The organism is Nocardioides sp. 1609 (assembly GCF_004522105.1).
GTDB lineage: Bacteria > Actinomycetota > Actinomycetes > Propionibacteriales > Nocardioidaceae > Nocardioides.
Map to the genome: position 1 here is coordinate 179,821 of NZ_SPUJ01000005.1, position 20,308 is coordinate 200,128.

Here is a 20,308-nt window from a genome sequence, read left to right on the forward strand (position 1 = left end):
CCTTGAGGCCATGAGCACACCGCGCATCTCCCGACGTGGGCTCCTCGGCGGCGGCGCGGCCGCCGCCGGGGTGGCCGGCGCCTTCGCCGTCGGGCGCACCACCGCGGCCGAGGCGTCCGAGGCGAGCGGGCCGGCGGCGTACGCGTTCCGCGGCGAGCACCAGGCCGGCATCGTGACGCCGGCGCAGGACCGACTGCACTTCGCCGCCTTCGACGTCACCACCGACGACCGCGACGAGCTGGTGTCGCTGCTCCAGGACTGGACCGAGGCCGCCGAGCGGATGACGAGGGCCGAGCCGGCCGGCGAGGTGGGGCCGGTCGAGGGCGATCCGTTGCTGCCGCCCGACGACACCGGTGAGGCCATCGGCCTGCCGGCGTCCGGTCTCACGATCACCTTCGGCTTCGGGCCGTCGCTCTTCGACGACCGGTTCGGCCTCGCCGACCGGCGTCCCGCGGCGCTGCGCACGCTGCCGCACTTCCCCGCGGACATGCTCGACCCGGCGAAGTCGAACGGCGACCTGTGCGTGCAGGCGTGCGCCGACGACCCGCAGGTGGCGGTCCACGCCGTGCGCAACCTGGCCCGGATCGCGTTCGGGCGGGCCGCCGTCCGCTGGTCGCAGCTGGGGTTCGGCCGCACGTCCTCGACCAGCACCACCCAGGACACCCCGCGCAACCTGTTCGGGTTCAAGGACGGCACCGCCAACGTCAAGGCCGAGGAGACCGCCGCGCTCGCCGAGCACGTCTGGGTCGGCGCCGACGACGACGCGGCGGCGCCGTGGCTGGTCGGCGGGTCCTACCTGTGCGCGCGCCGTATCAACATGACCATCGAGGTCTGGGACCGGCAGCCGCTCGGCGACCAGGAGCTCTTCGTCGGCCGCACCAAGGGCGAGGGCGGTCCGCTCTCCGGCGGTGGGGAGTTCGACGAGCCCGACTTCGACGCCGTCACCGGCACGTCGCCGTCGGTGCCCGTCGACGCCCACGTGCGGCTGGTCCACCCCGACCTCCACGACGGCGCCCGGATGCTGCGCCGCGGCTACAACTTCGTCGACGGCAGCGACGACCGCGGGGGGCTGAACGCCGGGTTGTTCTTCATCGCCTACGTGCGCGACCCCGACACCCATTTCATCCCGATCCAGAACACCATGGCGAAGTCCGACGCGCTGATGGAGTACCTCAAGGTCACCGGCTCGGCGCTCTTCGCCGTGCCTCCGGGCACCGCCGACGGCGAGCACGTGGGCCAGGCCCTGTTCGCCTGAGCAGCGGTCCGCGACGCACGGGGTCGCGACCGCGCGTCGGGACCGGCGAGCCGGCGGGCCGTCAGCGCCCCGGCCCGACCTCGACCACCCGCTCCACGCCGACGTCGTCGAGGAACCCCTGGTGGTGGCTGGCCACGAGCAGGGCTCCGCGGTAGCCCGACAACGCCGAGACGAGCGCGTCGTAGGAGGCGAAGTCGAGGTTGTTGGTCGGCTCGTCGAGCAGCAGCAGCTGCGGGGCCGGGTCGGCGAGCAGCACGGTGGCCAGCGTGGCCCGGAACCGCTCGCCGCCCGAGAGAGTGCCGGCGGGCTGGTCGGCCCGCGCCCCCCGGAACAGGAACCGCGCGAGAGCCGCCCGGACGACGTTCGGGTCGGTGCCGGGCGCCGCGGCGCCGACGTTCTCCACGACGGTGAGGTCGTCGTCGAGCAGGTCCAGGCGCTGGGGGAGCAGCCCGACCGGGACCCGTACGTCGACCGTCCCCGCCGCCGGCGCGACCCGGCCGACGAGCGTGTGGAGCAGGGTGCTCTTGCCGGCGCCGTTCGCGCCGACCAGCGCGATCCGGTCCGGCCCGCTCACGTCGAGGAGTCCCGCCCCGTCCGGGTCGACGGCGACGCCGTGGCGCAGCACCAGCCCGGTCGTGCGCAGCACGACCCGCCCGCGCGGCACCGCGGTGGCGGGGAGGTCGACGCGGATCTCCCGGTCCCCGCGGAGCCGGGACTCCGCCTCGTCGAGCCGGCCGCGAGCCGAGTCGAGCCGGTCGTCGTGGATGCGGCGGTACTTCGCGGCGTGCTTCTCGGACCGGTTCTTCCAGAAGTCCCTGGCCCCCGCGGGCATGTGGGTGCGCTCCGCGTTGCGGACGCCCTGCCGCTTGCGCTGGGCGAGCAGCCGCTCGGCCGCCTGCCGGTCGCCCTGCTGCCGGCGTACGTCGGAGCGGGCGGCCGTCACGGCGTGCTCGGCGGCCTCCTGCTCGGCGGCGACCTGCTCGGTGTAGGCGCGGAAGCCGCCGCCGTACCAACGGACGGCGCCGTCGCGCAGGTCGCCGATCCGGTCGACGTGCTCGAGGAGCTCGCGGTCGTGGCTGACGACCAGCAGCGACCCGGTCCACGACGCGACGACGTCGACCAGCCGGTCGCGCGCGGCGGCGTCGAGGTTGTTGGTGGGCTCGTCGAGCACCAGGACGTCGGGTCGCCGGAGCAGCTGGCGAGCCAGCCCGAGCTGGACGACCTCACCGCCGGACAGCTCGCCGAGCCGGCGCCGCAGGGCGCCGACCGGCAGGCCGAGCCGGCCGAGGACGGCGACGGTGCGCTCCTCGACGTCCCAGTCGTCACCGACGGCGTCGTAGTCGGCCGGGTCCACCGACCCGGCCTCGATCGCGCGCAGGGCACGCAGGGTGGCGCCGACGTCGAGGAAGTCGGTGACGGGCCGGTCGGCGTCGAGGGTGAGGTCCTGCGGCAGGTAGCCGACCTCGCCCGCGACGGAGACGTGGCCGGCGCTCGGGGTGAGCTCGCCGGCCACGAGCCGGAGCACCGTGGACTTGCCGGCGCCGTTCGCGCCGACCAGGGCCGAGCGCCCCGGCGGGACGAGGAGGTCGAGCCCGGACAGGACGGGGGTGCCGTCGGGCCACGCGAAGGTGACTCCGGACAGGCTGATGACGCAGTGGGGTGATGGCATGCGGAAGCTCCCTGGATCTCGTCGCGCGAGCGGGCTCGTGGACGGTGGCGGGTGGAGGTCGAAGCGAGTTCGGGCCTCAGAGCTTCAAGACGCACGCCGTTCGTCGGGGGCAGGACGCCGTCCAGCCTAGACACCCCGCGACCGGGTGGTCCACCGAGTTGTGGCCACGGTGAGCGGGTACTGTGGCGGGCGGCACAGCGTCGTGCGCACCCGAGCCCCTGTCGTGTCCCACCCCGCCCGAGGACCGCTGTGATCCAAGCCGTCGACCGTCGCTCCGTCGTGCTCATCACCGAGGAGCTGAGTCCGGCGACGGTGGAGGCGCTCGGCCCCGACTTCGACATCCGGCACTGCGACGGCACCGACCGCGACGCCCTGCTCGCCGCGGTCGTCGAGGCGGACGCGGTCATGGTGCGCTCGGCGACCCGCGTCGACGGCGAGGTGCTCGCGGCGGCGCGCCACCTCAAGGTGGTCGCCCGGGCCGGTGTCGGTCTCGACAACGTCGAGGTGCGGGCGGCCACCCTGGCCGGCGTCATGGTGGTCAACGCGCCGACCGCCAACACCGTCTCGGCCGCCGAGCTCGCGGTCGGGCTGATGCTCGCCGCGGCCCGCCACATCTCGCCGGCGCACGCCGCCCTGCGCGAGGGGGAGTGGAAGCGGTCGCGCTACACCGGCACCGAGCTGTACGAGAAGACCGTCGGGATCGTCGGCCTGGGGCGGATCGGCGTCCTGGTGGCCCAGCGGCTGGCGGCGTTCGGGATGAACGTCATCGCCCACGACCCCTACGTGCAGGCCGGCCGGGCCGCCCAGGTGGGCGTGCGGCTGGTCGACCTCGACACGCTGGTCGCGGAGTCTGACTTCATGTCGGTGCACCTGCCGAGGACCGCCGAGACCATCGGCCTGATCGGCGCCGAGCAGCTGGCGGCGGCGCGCCCGGGGCTGGTGCTGGTGAACGCCGCCCGCGGCGGGATCGTCGACGAGGCCGCCCTGTACGACGCGCTGACGAGCGGCCGGGTCGCCGCGGCCGGGCTCGACGTCTTCGCCAGCGAGCCGTGCACCGACAGCCCGCTCCTGACCCTCGAGAACGTCGTCGCGACCCCGCACCTCGGGGCCTCGACGGAGGAGGCGCAGGAGAGGGCCGGGGTCTCGGTGGCCCGTTCGGTGCGGCTGGCGCTGGCCGGCGAGCTGGTGCCCGACGCTGTCAACGTCCAGGGCGGCGTCATCGCCGAGGACGTGCGGCCCGGCATCCCGCTCACCGAGAAGCTCGGCCGGATCTTCACCGGGGTGGCCGGCGAGGTCGCCCAGCAGATCGACGTCGAGGTGCGCGGCGAGATCACCGAGAACGACGTCAAGGTGCTCGAGCTCGCCGCGCTGAAGGGCGTCTTCACCGACGTCGTCGAGGGTGCGGTCTCCTACGTCAACGCCCCGCTGCTGGCCGCCGAGCGCGGCACCAGCGTGCGGCTGGTGGCCGAGACCGAGAGCCCCGACCACCGCAACCTGATCACCATCCGCGGGACCCTCGCCGACGGGTCGCAGGTCTCGGTGAGCGGCACCCTGGTCGGCATCCACCAGCGCGAGCGGCTGGTCGAGGTCAACGGCTACGACATCGACCTGGAGCCGACCGACCACCTCGCCGTCCTGACCTACCACGACCAGCCCGGCATGGTCGGCACCGTCGGCCGGATCCTCGGCGAGGCCGGCATCAACATCGCCGGCATGCAGGTCTCCCGCAACGCCAGGGGCGGCGAGGCCCTCGTGGCGCTCTCGGTGGACTCCGCGATCGGCACCGAGGTGCTGGCCGCGATCGAGGCGGCCATGAGCGTGCGCACCGCGCGGTCCATCGACCTGGTCTGACGGCGCCCGCGCCGGTCGTCGCCGCGCTAGGGCGTTCGGGACGTCCGCGCGCCCGGGCGTTCGGAGCGCCGGGTCAGGCCACCATCACCCGGGTCGAGGACCGGGGACCGGGGGCCGGGCCGCCCGCGACGTCGCCCCACGCGGCCGCGAGCCGCCGCACGGCGTCCTCGAGCTCGGCGGCGGGCCGGGTCCACGGGACGCGGAGGAACCGGTCGAGCCCGCCCTCGGCCGCGAACGCCGGACCGGGCGCGACGATGAGGCCGTGCCGCTCGGCCCGGTCCGCCACGGCCGTCGCGCGCGCGGCAGGCAGCTCGCACCACGCCGCCAGGCCGCCGCTCGGACGACGGACGCGCCACGTGGGCAGGTCGCGACCGATCGCGGCGAGCAGCGCGTCGCGCTGCTCGCGGAGCCGGTCGCGGTGTCGCTCCACGACGTCGTTCGGGTGGGTGAGCAGGCGGGCCAGGACCAGCTGCTCCATGACCGGTGCTCCGAGGTCGAGGCCGAGGCGGGCCCGGGTCAGCCGCTCCATGGCGCCGTGCGGGGCCCGGATCCAGCCGAGCCGCATCCCGCCCCAGTACGACTTGCTGGCGCTGCCGAGGGTGATCGTCCGGTCGTCGAACGCCGCGAACGGACGCGGCATCTCCTGCCCGTCGAGGGACAGCGCCTGGTGCGCCTCGTCGACGACGGCGACGGTGCCCGCCTGCCGGAGGTGGCGCGCGTAGGCGCGGCGCTGGGGCTCGGTCATCAGGTGGCCGGTCGGGTTCTGGAAGTCGGGGATCAGGTAGGCGAGGGTGGGCCGCACCTGCCGCAGGCTCGCGCCGACGGCGTCGAGGTCCCAGCCGTCCGGGTCGACCGGCAGCCCGGTGACCCGCGCGCCGCTGTGCCGGATCGCGCCGACCGCGTTGGGGTAGACCGGCGACTCGACGAGCACCCGGTCGCGCGGGCCGGTGAAGGCCTGGGCGACGATCGCCGCCGCCGTCAGCGCGCCGGGGGTGACCATGATCTGCTCGGGGGCGGTCGGCAGGCCGCGGGCGTCGTACGTCGCGGCGATGGCGGCCTGGAGCCGGGGGAGCCCGGCGGGGAAGTAGCCGTGCCCGCCGAGGTACGCCGGCAGCTCGACCGCGGCGTCGGCGTACGCGGCGGCGATGCCGGGTGGGGCCGAGGCGGCGGCACAGTTGAGGTCGATCGCGTCGCCGTCGTCGGGTCCGGGCAGGAGCGCGCGGTCGTGGGCCCGGGAGCGTCCGCCGGGCACCCGCGTGAACGTCCCGGCGCCCTGTCGGGCCTCGGCGTACCCGCCGTCGCGCAGCAGCGCGTAGGCACGGGTCACCGTCGTGCGCGACACGGAGAGGGCGGCGGTGAGGTCGCGCTCGCTCGGCAGCCGGACGTCCAGGCCGATCCGGCCGTCGCCGACCAGCTCGGTGAGGGCGTCGGCGAGGCCGACGTAGGCGGGGGAGCGGTCGAAGTCCCCGACCAGCGTGGCCACGCGCGCGGCCGAGATGGACTGCACCATGCAGACCACTTTCGCACGATTGGCTATCGATTCCAAGGCCAATCAGGTGCAGGCTGGAGTCATGAAGGCCCGCACCGCCGCCACCTCGCACCCCCGGACGACCCGGACGCTCGTCGACCTCGGCCCGCTCGCCCAGCTCCGCGCCGGGCGGCTCGTCCGCCGGCTCGTCCAGCTGTTCGTCGGCCTGGTCCTCTACGGCGTCTCGCTCGCGATGATGGTGCGCGGCGACCTCGGACTGGCTCCGTGGGACGTGCTGCACTCGGGGCTCATCCGGCACGTGCCGCTGACGCTGGGCCAGGCCGTCGTGGTGATGAGCTTCGTCGTGCTGGTGCTGTGGATCCCGCTGCGCGAGATGCCCGGCGTCGGCACCCTGGCCAACGCCCTCGTGGTCGGGTTCTCCGCCGACGCGACCCTCGCGGTCCTCGAGGTCCCCGGCCCGTTCGCCGCCCGGCTCGCCCTGATGGTCGGCGGCGTGCTGGTCTGCGGCGTCGCCACCGCCCTCTACATCGGCGCCCAGCTCGGCCGCGGCCCTCGCGACGGCCTGATGACCGGCCTCGCCCGCCGCACCGGGCTGTCCCTGCGCCTGGTGCGCACCGGTCTCGAGGTCACCGTGGTCCTGGTCGGCCTGGCCCTCGGCGGCGTCCTGGGCCTCGGCACCGTCCTCTACGCCCTCGGCATCGGACCTGTCGCCCAGGCCCTGATGCCGTACTTCGTCGTCGACGTCGCAGGGGCGGCACCTCCGACCGCGGAGCAGCCCGCCGCGAGCTGAGCGAGGGGCTCAGCCGCCCCGACGCTCCTGGACCGCCGCGACCACCCGGTCGAACCGGGCCCGGTCGAGCGTCGCCCCCTCGCGTCGTACGGCGGACGGCGCCAGCCGGAGCACCCGGTCGAGCCGCACCTCGCTGGGCCGGCCCTGACGGTCCCAGGCGCCGGTGCCGAGGTCGAACCAGTCGTCGGCGTCGCGCCGGCGGTCGTGGTCCTTGCTGGTGAGCATCAGCCCGAGCAGGTCGGTGCCGTCCATGGCCAGCACCAGCACCGGCCGGTCCTTGCCGCGCGTCGCGTCCTCCTCGTAGGGCACCCAGGCCCAGACGACCTCGCCCGGGTCGGCGACGCCGTTCGGGGTGGGCGCGTAGGTGATCCGGGGTGTGCCGCCGAGGTCGCCCCGGTAGGCCGGCTCGGCCGACGGCCGGGACGGCCGACGTCGCCACACCGTGCGCGCCCAGCGCGCGACCGCTCGCTCTGCCATGTCTCGACCCTACTGAGCGCGGTCCGGCGGTCGCCGGGCGCAGGAGTCCCCGGTGATCCGGGGCTCCTCCCGTCCCCGGCCACGTCCACCCGCGACGGCGGGCGCGGCCACCGAGCTCCCTCCGGCACGGCCGGTGGCCGGGCGGCCGGCACGAGGACCGGGCGGGGCGCGGGACGGTGCGGAGCGGATGGCACGCGACGCGACGTGATCTGCGTGACAGACTGCGCGCCATGACCGCAGGCACCCCCGAGCAGCCGGGCGGCGAGGCCGCCGTCGCACCCCTCGCCCCGCCCGACCCCGTGATCACGCTGACGGCCCCCGCGGCGCCGCCGCTCGTCCTCGAGACCCAGGCGCCGAAGATGGCCCCGCCGGTCGCCGCGGCCGTGCTCCCCGAGCTCGACGCGAAGGTCGAGGGCTTCCTCGCCGCGCTGGGCAGCACCCAGGCCGGCAGCCCCGAGTTCGCGGCCCAGGCCGAGAACGTCCGGACGATGGGCGACGCGGAGATCCGCAAGGCGGCCGAGACGTCCAACCGGATGCTCGACAAGCCGGTCACCGCCCTCAAGGAGGGCGGCATCGCCCAGGGCTCGGCGGTCGGCAGGACCCTCCTCGAGCTGCGCCGCACCGTCGAGGACCTCGATCCCAGCCAGGCCACCGGCGCCAAGCGCTGGCTCGACCTGCTGCCGTTCGGCGACAAGATCACCGACTACTTCCGCAAGTACCAGTCGGCGCAGACCCAGCTCAACGGCATCCTGCACAGCCTGCGCAACGGCCAGGACGAGCTGCAGCGCGACAACGTCGCCCTCAACCTCGAGAAGACCAACCTGTGGGCGGTGATGGGCCGGCTCAACCAGTACGTCTACGTCGCCGAGCGCCTCGACGCCAAGCTCGCGGCGCGGATCGCCGAGCTCGAGCTGAGCGACCCCGAGGCCGCGAAGGCGCTGAGCCAGGACGTGCTCTTCTACGTGCGGCAGAAGCACCAGGACCTGCTCACCCAGCTCGCCGTCTCGATCCAGGCCTACCTCGCGATCGACATCATCATCAAGAACAACATCGAGCTCATCAAGGGCGTCGACCGCGCGTCGACGACGACCGTCTCGGCACTGCGGACGGCGGTGATCGTGGCCCAGGCGCTGGGCAACCAGAAGTTCGTGCTCGACCAGATCACCGCGCTCAACACGACGACGTCCGGGATGATCCAGCGCACCTCCGAGATGCTCAAGGAGAACTCGGCGGCCATCCAGGAGCAGGCGGCGTCCTCGACGATCGGCATCGAGCAGCTGCAGGCGGCGTTCGCCAACATCTACGCCACCATGGACTCCATCGACGAGTTCAAGCTGAAGGCGCTCGACTCGATGTCCTCGACGATCGGGGTGCTCGAGACCGAGGTCGAGAAGTCGCGGTCCTACCTCGACCGGGTCCAGAAGCACGACGCCCGCAACGCCGCCGGCACCCTCGACCTCTCCGCGCAGCCCCTGAGCTGACGTCGAGATCCGACACCGAATCCGACACGCGCGTGGGACTGAGGGACTGGTGGCAGCAACGCCGCGGAGGCGGCGACGCCGCCGTCACCGCGATCCCGGCACCGCCGACCGAGCAGGACGTCCTGGCCGCCCTCAACCGGCTGAACGCCCAGCTGACGACGGCCGGCGCTCCGGCCGTGGTGACCACGCGGGTGGTCCGGATCGCCCGCACCATCAACGACACGCTGCCAAGGATCCGCAACCTGGGGCTCGGCTCGCAGGAGGGGTACTCGGTGGTGGCGACGGCGACGACCTACCTGCCGGAGGCGGTCGGCGCCTACCTGCGGCTGCCCCGCGAGTGGGCCGACACGCGGCCGATCGACGGCTACAAGACCTCGCTCATGGTGCTCGTCGAGCAGCTCGAGCTGCTCGCGGCGACGACGGACAAGATCCTGGACGCCGCCAACCGGGCCGACGCCCAGGCCCTGATCGCGCACGGGATGTTCCTCGACGCCAAGTTCGGGCACACCTCCGACGGCGGCCCCGACCTGCAGCTGGGCAGCCCGACGTGAGAGGACGACGATGACGACGCCCACCCAGGTGCCCACCCAGGCGCCCGCCCCGACGCTGGCCGCGGCACTCGAGGCGCTCGCGAGGGTCGCGCTGGACGCCGGCGTCGACCCCACGACGGCGCGCCGCGAGGGCGAGAGCCTGGCCGCCACCGTGGCCGAGCCGTCCAGGGGCGCCTTCCTCGACTGGTGCGCCGAGACCGGCCGCCCGACGTCCGCCGAGTCGTTCCAGGACGCCGCCTCGCGCGGACGCCGCTACCGCGCGGCCCCGACCGCCTCGATGAGCCTGCTCGCCACCACCGGCTCCACCCACGCCCCGGCGTACGCCGCCGCCCTCGGTGACGTCGCACTGGCCGCGGCCGGCCTCGGCACGCCCGACCCGCGGGCCACCGGCAACGCCGCCACCGCCGCGGCCGCCCAGCTCGGCGAGCCCGGAAGCCAGGGGGGCCGCCCCCCGGCGCCGGGCCTCGGCGACGAGGTCGCCGGGTCGCTGCTGCAGCAGCTGTCCGTCGTCCAGCGCAAGCTCGCCGGCCTGGGCGCACCGGTTCCCGCCGCGCCCGCGGACCCGCTCGCGTCCCCGACCGCGGCGGCGCCGGCCGCCCCGGCGCCGACCGTCGAGGCGGAGCCCGAGCCGGAGGTCCCGAGGCGGACCGTCGAGGAGCTGCTCGCCGAGCTCGACGGCCTCGTCGGGCTGGCCGACGTCAAGGCCGAGATCCACCGTCAGGCGGCCGTCCTGCGCGTCGAGGGGCTGCGCGCCGACGCCGGCCTGAAGGCCGCGACGATCACCCGCCACATGATCTTCAACGGCAACCCCGGCACCGGCAAGACCACGGTCGCGCGGCTGGTCGCCGGGATCTACCAGGCGCTCGGGCTGCTCTCGAAGGGCCAGCTCGTCGAGGTCGACCGCTCCGAGCTGGTCGCCGGCTACCTCGGCCAGACCGCGATGAAGACCGCCGAGGTCGTGGCCTCCGCGGCCGGCGGCGTGCTGTTCATCGACGAGGCCTACTCGCTGTCGGGCGACCAGTACGGCACCGAGGCCATCGACACCCTGGTCAAGGAGATGGAGGACCGGCGCGACGACCTCGTCGTCATCGTCGCCGGCTACCCGCTGCCGATGCAGGTCTTCATCGCCCAGAACCCCGGCCTCGAGAGCCGGTTCCGCACCACCATCGACTTCGCTGACTACACCGACGACGAGCTCGTCGACATCTTCGGCGTGATGGCCACCGGCGCCGAGTACGACGCCGGCGAGCCCGTGCTGACGCGGCTGCGCGACGTCCTCGCCGGGGTCCGCCGCGGCCCGACGTTGGGCAACGCGCGCTACGTCCGCAACCTGCTCGAGGCCGCCATCGGGCGCCACGCCTGGCGGCTCCGGGAGGTCGACGCACCGACCCTCGAGCAGCTGCGCACCCTCGACGTCGACGACCTCGACGTCCCGGCCGAGGTGCTCGAGCCGGAGGTCGAGGGGCCCGTCGCAGTGGCGGACGTGGTGCCCCCGGAGCCCACCGACTCCGAGCCCGACTCCGAGTCCGGCACCGAGCCCGGCACCGAGCCCGACACCGAGCCCGACCGCGAGGAGACCCCGTGACGCAGACCGCCTCGCAACCGGCACCCGCGCCGCTGCCCGCGCCGGCGGGCCCGGCCCAGCAGGGCCGGGCCACCCACGCCTCGGTGCAGCCGGCGAGCACCGGGTTCACCGAGAACGTGCCCCGTCTGCTCACCCGGCTCCAGACCATCGCGATCACCGCCTGTGTCGTCTTCGGCGTCCTCGCCGTCACCGTGCAGGTGCTGTCCTGGCAGGCCAACGGCCGCGCCGCCGCCAACACCGAGCAGGTCGTGCGCGTGCAGGAGGTCCAGTCGCTGCTCCTGCGTGCCGACGCCCTCGCCACCAACTCCTTCCTGGTCGGCGGGCTCGAGCCGACCGGCGCCCGCGCCGAGTACGACGACGCGGTCGAGCGGGCGCTCCGCCTCGTCGCCGACGCCGCGGAGGCCCAGCCCGCCGACCGCGCGGTGCTCGCCGACCTCAACGCCGCCATCACCGACTACACCACCGCGGTGACGCAGGCCCGCGACTACAACCGACAGCAGCTCCCGATCGGCATCGCCTACCTCAACGACGCCGGCACGTCGCTGCGCACCGACGCGCTGCCGAAGCTCGACGCACTCGTCGACGCCAACGCCGAGCGCGCCGTCGACGAGATGGACGCCCAGCACCCGTGGTGGCTGGTCGGCCTGGGGCTCCTCGCGGTCGCCGTCCTGCTCTGGGTCAACCAGCAGGTCGGACGCAGGTTCCGCCGACGGGTCAACGTCGGCCTCGCCCTCGCGGCGGTGATCATCGGGGTGCTCGCCCTCGCCACCGGCTTCCACGCCTACCTCCGTGACGACGACAACGACTCCCTGCGCGACGGCGCCTACCGCGAGGCGGTCGCCGCCGCGACGGCGCGCACGGCCGGCAACGACGCGAAGGCCCGCGAGAGCCAGGGCCTGATCAACCGCGGTGCGGGCGTCACCTACGAGGCGTTCTGGGACGAGCAGGCCGCGGTCGTCGACGACAACACCACCCGGTCGACGGAGGGGTTGTGGGGTGCCTACGTCCAGGCGCACCGGGCGATCCGCGACCTCGACGACGCCGGCGACTGGGACGGTGCCGTCGCGCTGGCCACCGGCACCGGGGCTGGCTCGGCCACCGCCGCCCTCGACGAGTTCGACGCCGCGACCGCCGCGGTCGCCGCCGACCAGGGCGAGCGGGCCAGCGACGGCTTCGGCTCCGGCGGCGGCGTCGCCCTCACCCTCATCGCCCTCACGATCCTCGGGGCGCTGGCTGCGGCCGGCGCCGTGACCCGCGGGATCGACCTGCGCCGCAAGGAGTACCAGTGAACCGCCGCCCCCGTCTTCTCGCCGCCCTGGCCGGGATGGTGCTGCTCGCCGGGTGCGGCGGCTACGACACGACCGTCGTCCCGGAGCCCGAGGCGCCGCCGTCCGCGGCGCCGGCGGCGCCCTCGACCTGCGTGAACGACGGCCGCCAGCTGCGGTCCTTCGAACCGGGGTCCGGGGTCGGTCAGAGCGCGACCATCCGGGAGATCCGCGCCTCCGACAAGCTGGTTGCCGGTGTCGCCGGCGACACGTACCTGCTCGGGTCGCGCAATCCGGAGACCAACCAGCTCGAGGGCTTCGACATCGACCTCGCGGAGGCGATCGGGGAGGAGATCTTCGGCGAACCCGGACACGTGGAGTACCGCGTGATCACCGCGGCCGACCGGGTGCCGCTCCTCCAGGACGGCACGATCGACATCGTGGCGCGCAACATGACGATCAACTGCTCCAGGTGGGAGCAGATCGCCTTCTCCGCCGTGTACTACGAGGCGGGCCAGTCGTTGCTCGTCGGTGAGGGGTCGGGCATCGACTCGGTGGAGGACCTGGCCGGTAGGCGCGTGTGCGCCTCGGCCGGGACCACCACGATCGACAACATCCGCGCGAAGGCTCCCGAGGCCGAGATCGTCACGGCTCCGGACAACTCCCGCTGCATGGTCCGCTTCCAGAACGGTGAGGCCGACGCCGTCACCTCCGACGACACGGTGCTCGCCGGGCTGGCCGCGCAGGACCCGTACGCCGAGGTCCTCAGCGCGGTCCGGCTCAGCACGGAGCCCTACGGGATCGGCGTGAGTGCCGACCGCCCGGACCTGGCACGGCTCGTGAACAAGGTGCTCGAGGACATGCGCACCGACGGCCGCTGGCAGGCGTCGTACGACGCGTGGTTGAAGGCGCCGCTCGAGAACGTCCCCGGCGTCCAGCCGACTCCCCTCTACGGGCGCCGATGACTGCCCCCGTCATGACCGACGTCCCCCTGACCGCGCCCGCGGCACCCGGCTCGCTCGGCAGCACGCCCGACGCCGCCGTGCTCGGTGCCTACCTGGGCGAGCTCGAGGCGTGGGTCCGGCTGCGCCGCAGCGAGCTCGACGACCTCGACGCCGCCGCGCTCGCGGCCGGCCGCGGGGCCGAGGTGGCCACCGACATGGCGCTCGCGCTGTCGCTGTGGAAGAACGTCTCCGACCGCTACCGCGAGATGTGGACCCTCTGGGACGGCGGCCGCGTGCTGCCGACCGACCGCGAGCGGATCGGCTCGCTGGTCTGGGGCCGCCTCGGCGACGCGGGCCAGGGGATGTCGGTGCCCGAGGCCTGCCGGCTCAACGACGCCATCGCCGGTCAGCTGCACGCCCGCCTCGAGCTGAGCGCCGGCGCCGGCGCGTCCGCCGTCCGCGTCAAGGACCTCCGCGCGCAGCTCGAGCGGATCCGCGACCAGGTCGCCCTCGAGCCCGCGCTGCTGCGCGACGACGCCGTCGACCGGCTCGCCTCCCTCATGGTCCGGCTCAACGACGTCGCCGAGCGGGCCGGTCGCGGCGCCGACGTCGGCGGCCTCCTCAACCCCCTCGAGCAGGACGCCGCCCTCTACGAGCGCGACCTCATCGTGGGCAACCAGAAGCGCCGCGAGGCCCGCGGCCTGGTCGAGCAGGCCCGTACCCGGCGGGCCGCGCTCGTGGGCCGGGAGGCCGAGCTCACCGCCCTGGCCGCCACCTGCGTCGCGACCGTCGACCCGGCGCCGCGGTTCGCCGTCCCGGACGTCGACGCGCTCGGCCCGGTGCCCAACACGGCCGATGCCCTGACGCCGTACCTCGACCGCCTCGACCGCGTCGGCCAGGCGATGGCCTACGCCCACGAGCGGTACGCCGCGGCGCTGGCCGAGCACACCGACCTGGCCGCGCTCCTCGACGCCTACGTCGCCAAGGCCCGCGCGTCCGCCGTGGCCGGCGACGCCGACCTCGCCGCCAGCGAGCGCCAGGCGCGCGACGTCCTGGCCCGGCGCCCGGCCCCGATGGCGGTCTGCCGCCAGCTCGTCTCGACCTACCAGTCCTGGCTCACCGCCCTGACCTCCGGGCCCGCCACCGGCCCCTCTCTCGGGAAGGACGCGACCTGATGAGCGCTCCCGCCTGCACCCAGCCGGGCTGCACCGGCACCATCGCGGACGGCTACTGCGACACCTGCGGCATGGCGCCGGCGGCCGGCGCCAGCCCGGCTCCCTCGCCTGCCCCGCCGCAGGCCTCGACGCCCGCCGCCGCCCCCGCCCCGGCCGGTGCCTGCACCCAGCCCGGCTGCACCGGCACCATCGCGGACGGCTACTGCGACACGTGCGGCATGGCCGGCGTCTCGGCCCCGGCCGCGGTGGCCCCCGCCGGCCAGGGCGGCTCGGTCGCCACCTCAGCCACGCTGCCGCCCGCCGCGCCCGCCGCGCACGACGCGCTGTCGACGCGGACGTCGTCCTCCCAGGTCCCCTCGGCGCGCTTCGGCTCGGCGCGGGCCACCGGCACGAGCGTGACCACCCGCCGCGCGCGGGTCGGCTCCCAGCGGATGCGGGCGGCGCGGATCGGGGCCGGCCTGACCAGCGTCCCGCCGGCACCGCCGGTCGACCCCGTGAAGGCGATCCGGCCCGACCCGATGGTGCCCGAGGACAAGCGCACCTGCTCCAAGTGCGGCAACGCCGTCGGCCGCGGCCGCGACGGCGTCCCCGGCCGCACCGAGGGCTTCTGCGCGCAGTGCGGCCAGGAGTTCTCCTTCACCCCCAAGCTCCAGCCCGGTGACCTGGTCGGCGGGCAGTACGAGGTGGCCGGCGCGATCGCGCACGGCGGCCTCGGCTGGATCTACCTCGCCCGCGACCGCAACGTCTCCAACCGCTGGGTCGTGCTCAAGGGCCTGCTCAACTCCGGCGACCCCGACGCGCTCGCCGCGGCGATCGCCGAGCAGCAGTTCCTGGCCCAGGTCGAGCACCCGCTGATCGTCGAGATCTACAACTTCGTGACCCACGAGGGCGCCGGCTACATCGTCATGGAGTACGTCGGCGGCCACTCGCTCAAGCAGGTGCTCAAGGAGCGGATGCGGGCCAACGGCGGCACCTACGACCCGCTGCCGGTCGACCAGGCACTGGCGTTCGTGCTCGAGATCCTGCCGGCGTTCCAGTACCTGCACGACCTCGGCCTCGTCTACTGCGACTTCAAGCCCGACAACATGATCCAGGTCGACGACGCCCTGAAGCTGATCGACCTGGGCGGCGTCCGCAGGATCGACGACGAGGAGTCGGCGATCTACGGCACGGTCGGCTACCAGGCGCCCGAGGTCGCCCAGGTCGGTCCCAGCGTCGCCTCCGACCTCTACACGATCGGCCGCACGCTGGTCGTGCTGTGCATGGAGTTCCGCGGCTACCAGGGCACCTACCTGCACAGCCTGCCCCCCGTGGAGAGCACGCCGCTGTTCGCCGCGAACGACTCGCTGTACTGGCTGATCGCCAAGTGCTGCGCGACCGACCCGGCCGACCGGTTCTCCTCGGCCGACGAGCTCCGGACGCAGCTGCTCGGCGTCCTGCGTGAGACGGTCGCCCGCAGCACCCAGGGCACGGCGCTGACCTCGGCGGCGTCGGTGCTGTTCGAGGCGCCGACGACGGCGCGCGGCGTCCTGCTGTGGTCGCAGCTGCCGCTGCTCCGCGTCGACACCACCGACCCGCAGCACGCGTGGTTGAGCGGGATCGCCCAGCACGGTCAGGGTTCGGCCGAGCCCGACGAGCTGCTCGACGTCCTCACCTCGCAGGCGCCCGAGCAGTCGCCGGAGGTGCTGCTCGCGATCGCCCGGGCCGCCCTGGAGAAGGGGGACCCGGCGCTCGCCCAGGACACCGTCGCCCAGCTGCTCGCCGACGACCCGTGGGAGTGGCGGGCCCTGTGGGTCGAGGGCCTCGCCGCCATGAGCCAGCGCGACTGGGGGCGCGCCACCGCGTCGTTCAACGCCGTCTACCAGCAGGTGCCCGGCGAGCTCGCCGCCAAGATGGCGCTCGCCGTCGCCTGCGAGAACGGCGGCCAGCCCGCCGTCGCGGAGTCGCTCTACCTCACCTGCGCCGCCACCGACGCGGCGTACGTCGCGCCGGCCGCGTTCGGCGTCGCGCGGATCCGCGCCGAGCGTCGCGACGCGCCGGGCGCCGTCGCCGCCCTCGACCTGGTGCCGAAGACCAGCCGCGGCTACCCCGAGAGCCGGCAGCTGCGGGCCGAGGTGCTGCTCGGCCAGGGGTCGACCGACCTGCGGGTCCTCGACCAGGCCATGCGCTCGATCGAGTCCGCGTCGATGGACCCCGCCACCCACGGCCGCTACACCGTGCGGATCCTCGAGCAGGCGCTCGCCCTGGTGACCGCGTCGGGCGGCGGCCCCGCTGGCCCCGGTGGCTCGACGATCGGCTCGACGGTCGCCGACGAGGCCGGGCTCCGGGCCGGCATCGAGAAGGCCTACCGCGCCCTCGCGCGCGACGCCGGCGACCTCGGCGAGCGCATCGAGCTGGTCAACCGCGCCAACGCCGTCCGCGCCTGGACCCTCACCTGAGCATGCGAAGGAACCCCCTGTGAACTGTCCCTCCTGCGCCGAGCCCCTCTCGCCCGGTGCCGCGTTCTGCGAGGCCTGCGGCACGCCGGTCGGTGCCGCGGCGCCCGCCGCTCCGGCCGCCGCGGCCGACGTCGCCGCCGAGGCGGCGCCGTTCGACCTGACCACGGCCACCGCCGTCCCCGGCCGGGCCGCCCCCGGTGCGGTGCGACCCTGCCTGCAGTGCGGGGGAGCGGTCGGCCCGGACGGCTACTGCGAGTCGTGTGGCTCCAAGCAGCCCAGCGAGCGGGACCACTTCGGGGAGGCGCCCGCCGACTGGGTGGCCGGGGTCTGCGACCGCGGGATCAGGCACTCCCGCAACGAGGACGCGATGGCGCTGTTCGCCACCGGCGACCGGGCCGTGCTCGTCGTCCTCGACGGCGTCTCCAACACCGACGACTCCCACCTGGCCTCGCTCGCCGGCGCCCGGGCGGCGCGCGACGCGCTCGTCGTCCCGCTGCCCAGCGGCATGGGCACCGCCGACAGTCGCGCCGCGGCGGTCACGCGGACCTTCGCCGCCGCGGTCGACGGGGCCCAGAAGGCGATCGTCGCCCTGACGCCGGAGGGCTCGGCCCAGCCGCCGTCCGCGACGTTCTCGGCCGTGGTCGTCGAGGGACGCACCGGCGCCGGTGGGGCGCGCCTGCACGTCGCCAACATCGGCGACTCCCGGTCCTACTGGCTGCCCGACGCCGGCGCCGGCGTCCAGCTCACGGTCGACGACTCGGTCGCGCAGGTGCAGATCGCCGCCGGAGCCTCGCGCAAGGAGGCCGAGCAGGGTCCGCAGGGCCACGCGATCACCCGCTGGCTCGGGATCGACGCGCCCGACCTCGCCCCGCGCGTGGCCAGCCTCGACGTCACCGGCCCCGGCTGGGTGCTCAACTGCTCCGACGGGCTGTGGAACTACGCCTCGGAGCCGCAGGAGCTCACCGACCAGGTCGCCGCCGCCGCGACGTCCGACCCGCAGGCCCTGGCGCTGGCGCTGGTCGCGTTCGCCAACGGTCGCGGGGGCCAGGACAACATCACCGCCGTGCTGGCCCGCATCGATGCACCGGCCGGTGCACCGGCCGACCCGGGCGCGGCCGACCCAGGGCACAATGCCGCTACCGCCGACGAAGGGGAGACCGATGGCTGAGTTCGACGCAACCGTCTACCAGAACGAGTTCCTGCCCGACGGGGGCACCGACGTCAACGCGATCGTCACCGTCACCTGCACCGGCGCCGGGTCGGCGGTGACCAGCGGCGGGGGAGCCTCGGCCGGCGAGATCATCATCGTCGACACCTCCGGCTCCATGGGCCCGAGCACGATGGCCGCCGCGCGCCAGGCCGCCTCCACCGCGGTGGGGGAGATCCTCGACGGCGTCTGGTTCGCCGTCATCGCCGGCTCCGACCGCGCCATGCTCGCCTACCCGCCGGTGTCCTCGGGCCCCGGCATGGTGCGGATGTCGGCGCAGACCCGCGCCGAGGCGCAGGACGCGATCTCCCGGTTCGTCGGCAGCGGCGGCACCGCGATGAGCACCTGGCTCGACCTGGCCGGGCAGCTGTTCTCCTCCGTGGAGGGCGTCACCCAGCGGCACGCCATCCTGCTGACCGACGGCGAGAACCGCGAGGACGCGGGCAAGCTCGACACCGCCATCCAGCGGGCCACCGGCTACTTCCAGTGCGACTGCCGCGGCGCCGGCACCGACTGGCAGGTGGAGGAGGTCCGGCGGATCTCGCAGGCCCTGCTCGGCACCGTCGACATCATCCCGACGCCCGAGACGATGGTCGAGCAGTTCCGCGCGATGATGCAGGCCTCGATGTCGCGCGGCGTCGCCGACGCCCAGCTGCGCGTCTGGACGCCGCAGGGCGCCCAGATCCTCTTCGTCCGGCAGGTCGCGCCGACCGTCGAGGACCTCACCACCCGTCGGACCGACGTCAACCCGCTCACCGGCGCCTACCCGACCGGCGCCTGGGCCGACGAGTCGCGCGACTACCACGTCGGCGTCCGGGTGGCGGCCAAGGCGATCGGCCAGGAGCAGCTCGCCGCCCGCGTGCAGCTCGCGATCGGCGACGACGTCATCACCCAGGCCCTGGTCAAGGCGACCTGGTCCGGCGACTCCGAGCTCACCGCGAAGATCGACCAGCAGGTCGCCCACTACACCGGGCAGACCGAGCTCGCCGAGATGATCCAGGAGGGCCTGGCGGCCAAGGCGGCCGGCGACGAGGCCACCGCCACCACCAAGCTCGGCCGGGCCGTCCAGCTCGCCGCCGCCACCGGCAACGACGAGGCGACGTCCAAGCTCCGCAAGGTCGTCGACGTCGACGACGAGCGGGAGGGGACCGTCCGGCTGAAGCGGGCGGTGGCCAAGGCCGACGAGATGGCGCTCGACACGGCGTCCACCAAGACCACCCGGATCAAGAAGTGAGCCGGACGACGTGAGCCAGACCTGCCCCGCGGGCCACGCGTCCGAGGCCACCGACTACTGCGACACCTGTGGCATCGCCATGGGTGCGGCTCCTGCCTCGCCGGCGGGGACCCCGCCGCCGCTGCCCACGGCGGCCGACCCCGACGGCGGGGGCACCGGGAAGCTCCCCGTCACCGAGCCCGTCGACGGCCCCGCCGCCGGCGCCTGCCCGAGCTGCTCCACGGCCAACCCGCCCAACGCGCTCTTCTGCGAGAACTGCGGCTACGACTTCACCACCGGCACGATGCCGCGCCCGCTCGACCCGCCGCCGTCGAGCTCCCTCGACCTGCCCGCCGCCCCCGCCCAGGCACCGACACCGGCCGACACCGCCCCGGCCAGCACCGCCCCGGCCCTGGCCGAGGAGTGGGTGGCGGAGGTCTGGATCGACCCCGACTGGTACGCCGAGCAGCAGAGCACCGACCCGCTGCCCTCGCCGGGCCTGCCCGTCGTCGTCGCGCTGCGGCACACCTCGGTGCTCATCGGCCGCGCCTCCCGCAGCCGCGGCATCGCCCCCGAGCTCGACCTCGGCACCGACACCGGCATCAGCCGCCGCCACGCCCAGCTCACCACCGACGGCACCCGCTGGTTCGTCGAGGACCTCGGGTCCTCCAACGGCACCTACGTCGGCGGCGCCCTCGGCGTCCTCCCGAAGACCCCGGTGGCGGTCGGTGCGAAGGTCGAGGTCCGCCCCGACGAGCGCGTCTACGTCGGCGCCTGGACCCGCATCGTCGTCCGCAGGGCCGCCCCCGGCGAGATCTGACCGCACGCCGAGTCGGCGTCGAGGTGAAGTCGTCGGACGCCGAGTCGGCGTGGACACTCAGCACGAACGCCCACTCGGCGTCCTGGGGGCGCGCGGGC

Annotated in this window: 16 protein-coding genes; 13 read left to right on the forward strand and 3 right to left on the reverse strand. The window is 74.7% G+C overall.

Annotation, left to right across the window (positions count from 1 at the left end; all coding sequences use genetic code 11):
- Window positions 1–10: 10 nt before the first annotated feature.
- Window positions 11–1,255, forward strand: a complete 1,245-nt coding sequence (gene efeB / locus E4623_RS14690; RefSeq protein WP_134767302.1) for an iron uptake transporter deferrochelatase/peroxidase subunit — start codon at window positions 11–13, stop codon at window positions 1,253–1,255.
- 61 nt (window positions 1,256–1,316) lie between these two features.
- Here efeB and E4623_RS14695 read toward each other — a convergent pair whose 3' ends face one another.
- Window positions 1,317–2,924 carry an ABC-F family ATP-binding cassette domain-containing protein gene (locus tag E4623_RS14695; protein WP_134767303.1) on the reverse strand — a complete coding sequence of 536 codons (1,608 nt, stop codon included), beginning with the start codon at window positions 2,922–2,924 and terminating at the stop codon, window positions 1,317–1,319.
- A gap of 249 nt (window positions 2,925–3,173) precedes the next feature.
- On the opposite strand from E4623_RS14695, the gene serA reads away from it, so the two are divergent.
- Complete coding sequence (gene serA / locus E4623_RS14700) at window positions 3,174–4,775, forward strand: phosphoglycerate dehydrogenase (protein WP_245155084.1); 1,602 nt, start codon at window positions 3,174–3,176, stop codon at window positions 4,773–4,775.
- Between the two features lie 73 nt (window positions 4,776–4,848).
- Here the strand turns inward: serA and E4623_RS14705 are convergent, their stop codons facing one another.
- The gene (locus E4623_RS14705) at window positions 4,849–6,285 is read right to left on the reverse strand and encodes a PLP-dependent aminotransferase family protein (RefSeq protein ID WP_134767304.1); all 1,437 of its coding nucleotides are present in this window, start codon (window positions 6,283–6,285) and stop codon (window positions 4,849–4,851) included.
- A gap of 61 nt (window positions 6,286–6,346) precedes the next feature.
- Between E4623_RS14705 and E4623_RS14710 the strand changes: the two genes are divergently transcribed.
- Window positions 6,347–7,054 (forward strand): hypothetical protein, encoded by a 708-nt coding sequence (locus E4623_RS14710; RefSeq protein ID WP_134767305.1) that lies wholly within the window; start codon window positions 6,347–6,349, stop codon window positions 7,052–7,054.
- 9 nt (window positions 7,055–7,063) lie between these two features.
- Here E4623_RS14710 and E4623_RS14715 read toward each other — a convergent pair whose 3' ends face one another.
- Window positions 7,064–7,531, reverse strand: coding sequence for a type II toxin-antitoxin system PemK/MazF family toxin (locus tag E4623_RS14715; protein ID WP_134767306.1), 468 nt, complete (start codon window positions 7,529–7,531; stop codon window positions 7,064–7,066).
- A gap of 230 nt (window positions 7,532–7,761) precedes the next feature.
- On the opposite strand from E4623_RS14715, the gene E4623_RS14720 reads away from it, so the two are divergent.
- Genes E4623_RS14720 through E4623_RS14765 form a run of 10 tightly spaced genes read left to right on the forward strand, consistent with a single transcriptional unit; the run spans window position 7,762 to window position 20,210 of the window.
- A complete protein-coding gene (locus E4623_RS14720; RefSeq protein WP_134767307.1) occupies window positions 7,762–9,012 on the forward strand; it encodes a toxic anion resistance protein in 1,251 nt (416 codons plus the stop codon).
- 32 nt (window positions 9,013–9,044) lie between these two features.
- On the forward strand, window positions 9,045–9,563 hold the full coding sequence (locus tag E4623_RS14725) for a hypothetical protein (RefSeq protein WP_134767308.1): 519 nt from the start codon (window positions 9,045–9,047) through the stop codon (window positions 9,561–9,563).
- A 10-nt stretch (window positions 9,564–9,573) separates the two neighbouring features.
- The gene (locus tag E4623_RS14730; protein WP_134767309.1) at window positions 9,574–11,148 is read left to right on the forward strand and encodes an AAA family ATPase; all 1,575 of its coding nucleotides are present in this window, start codon (window positions 9,574–9,576) and stop codon (window positions 11,146–11,148) included.
- A complete protein-coding gene (locus E4623_RS14735) occupies window positions 11,145–12,437 on the forward strand; it encodes a hypothetical protein (protein ID WP_134767310.1) in 1,293 nt (430 codons plus the stop codon). Before E4623_RS14730 ends, E4623_RS14735 begins: the two co-directional genes overlap by 4 nt.
- Window positions 12,434–13,378, forward strand: coding sequence for a glutamate ABC transporter substrate-binding protein (locus tag E4623_RS14740; RefSeq protein ID WP_245155085.1), 945 nt, complete (start codon window positions 12,434–12,436; stop codon window positions 13,376–13,378). The genes E4623_RS14735 and E4623_RS14740 overlap by 4 nt, the downstream gene beginning before the upstream one ends.
- On the forward strand, window positions 13,375–14,532 hold the full coding sequence (locus E4623_RS14745; RefSeq protein ID WP_245155086.1) for a hypothetical protein: 1,158 nt from the start codon (window positions 13,375–13,377) through the stop codon (window positions 14,530–14,532). Before E4623_RS14740 ends, E4623_RS14745 begins: the two co-directional genes overlap by 4 nt.
- Window positions 14,532–16,970 carry a serine/threonine-protein kinase gene (locus tag E4623_RS14750; protein WP_134767311.1) on the forward strand — a complete coding sequence of 813 codons (2,439 nt, stop codon included), beginning with the start codon at window positions 14,532–14,534 and terminating at the stop codon, window positions 16,968–16,970. Before E4623_RS14745 ends, E4623_RS14750 begins: the two co-directional genes overlap by 1 nt.
- 19 nt (window positions 16,971–16,989) lie before the next feature.
- Window positions 16,990–18,138 (forward strand): zinc ribbon domain-containing protein, encoded by a 1,149-nt coding sequence (locus tag E4623_RS14755; RefSeq protein ID WP_134767312.1) that lies wholly within the window; start codon window positions 16,990–16,992, stop codon window positions 18,136–18,138.
- Window positions 18,131–19,411 carry a VWA domain-containing protein gene (locus tag E4623_RS14760; RefSeq protein ID WP_134767313.1) on the forward strand — a complete coding sequence of 427 codons (1,281 nt, stop codon included), beginning with the start codon at window positions 18,131–18,133 and terminating at the stop codon, window positions 19,409–19,411. The genes E4623_RS14755 and E4623_RS14760 overlap by 8 nt, the downstream gene beginning before the upstream one ends.
- Window positions 19,412–19,421: 10 nt before the next feature.
- Window positions 19,422–20,210 carry an FHA domain-containing protein gene (locus E4623_RS14765; protein WP_134767314.1) on the forward strand — a complete coding sequence of 263 codons (789 nt, stop codon included), beginning with the start codon at window positions 19,422–19,424 and terminating at the stop codon, window positions 20,208–20,210.
- Window positions 20,211–20,308: the final 98 nt, after the last annotated feature.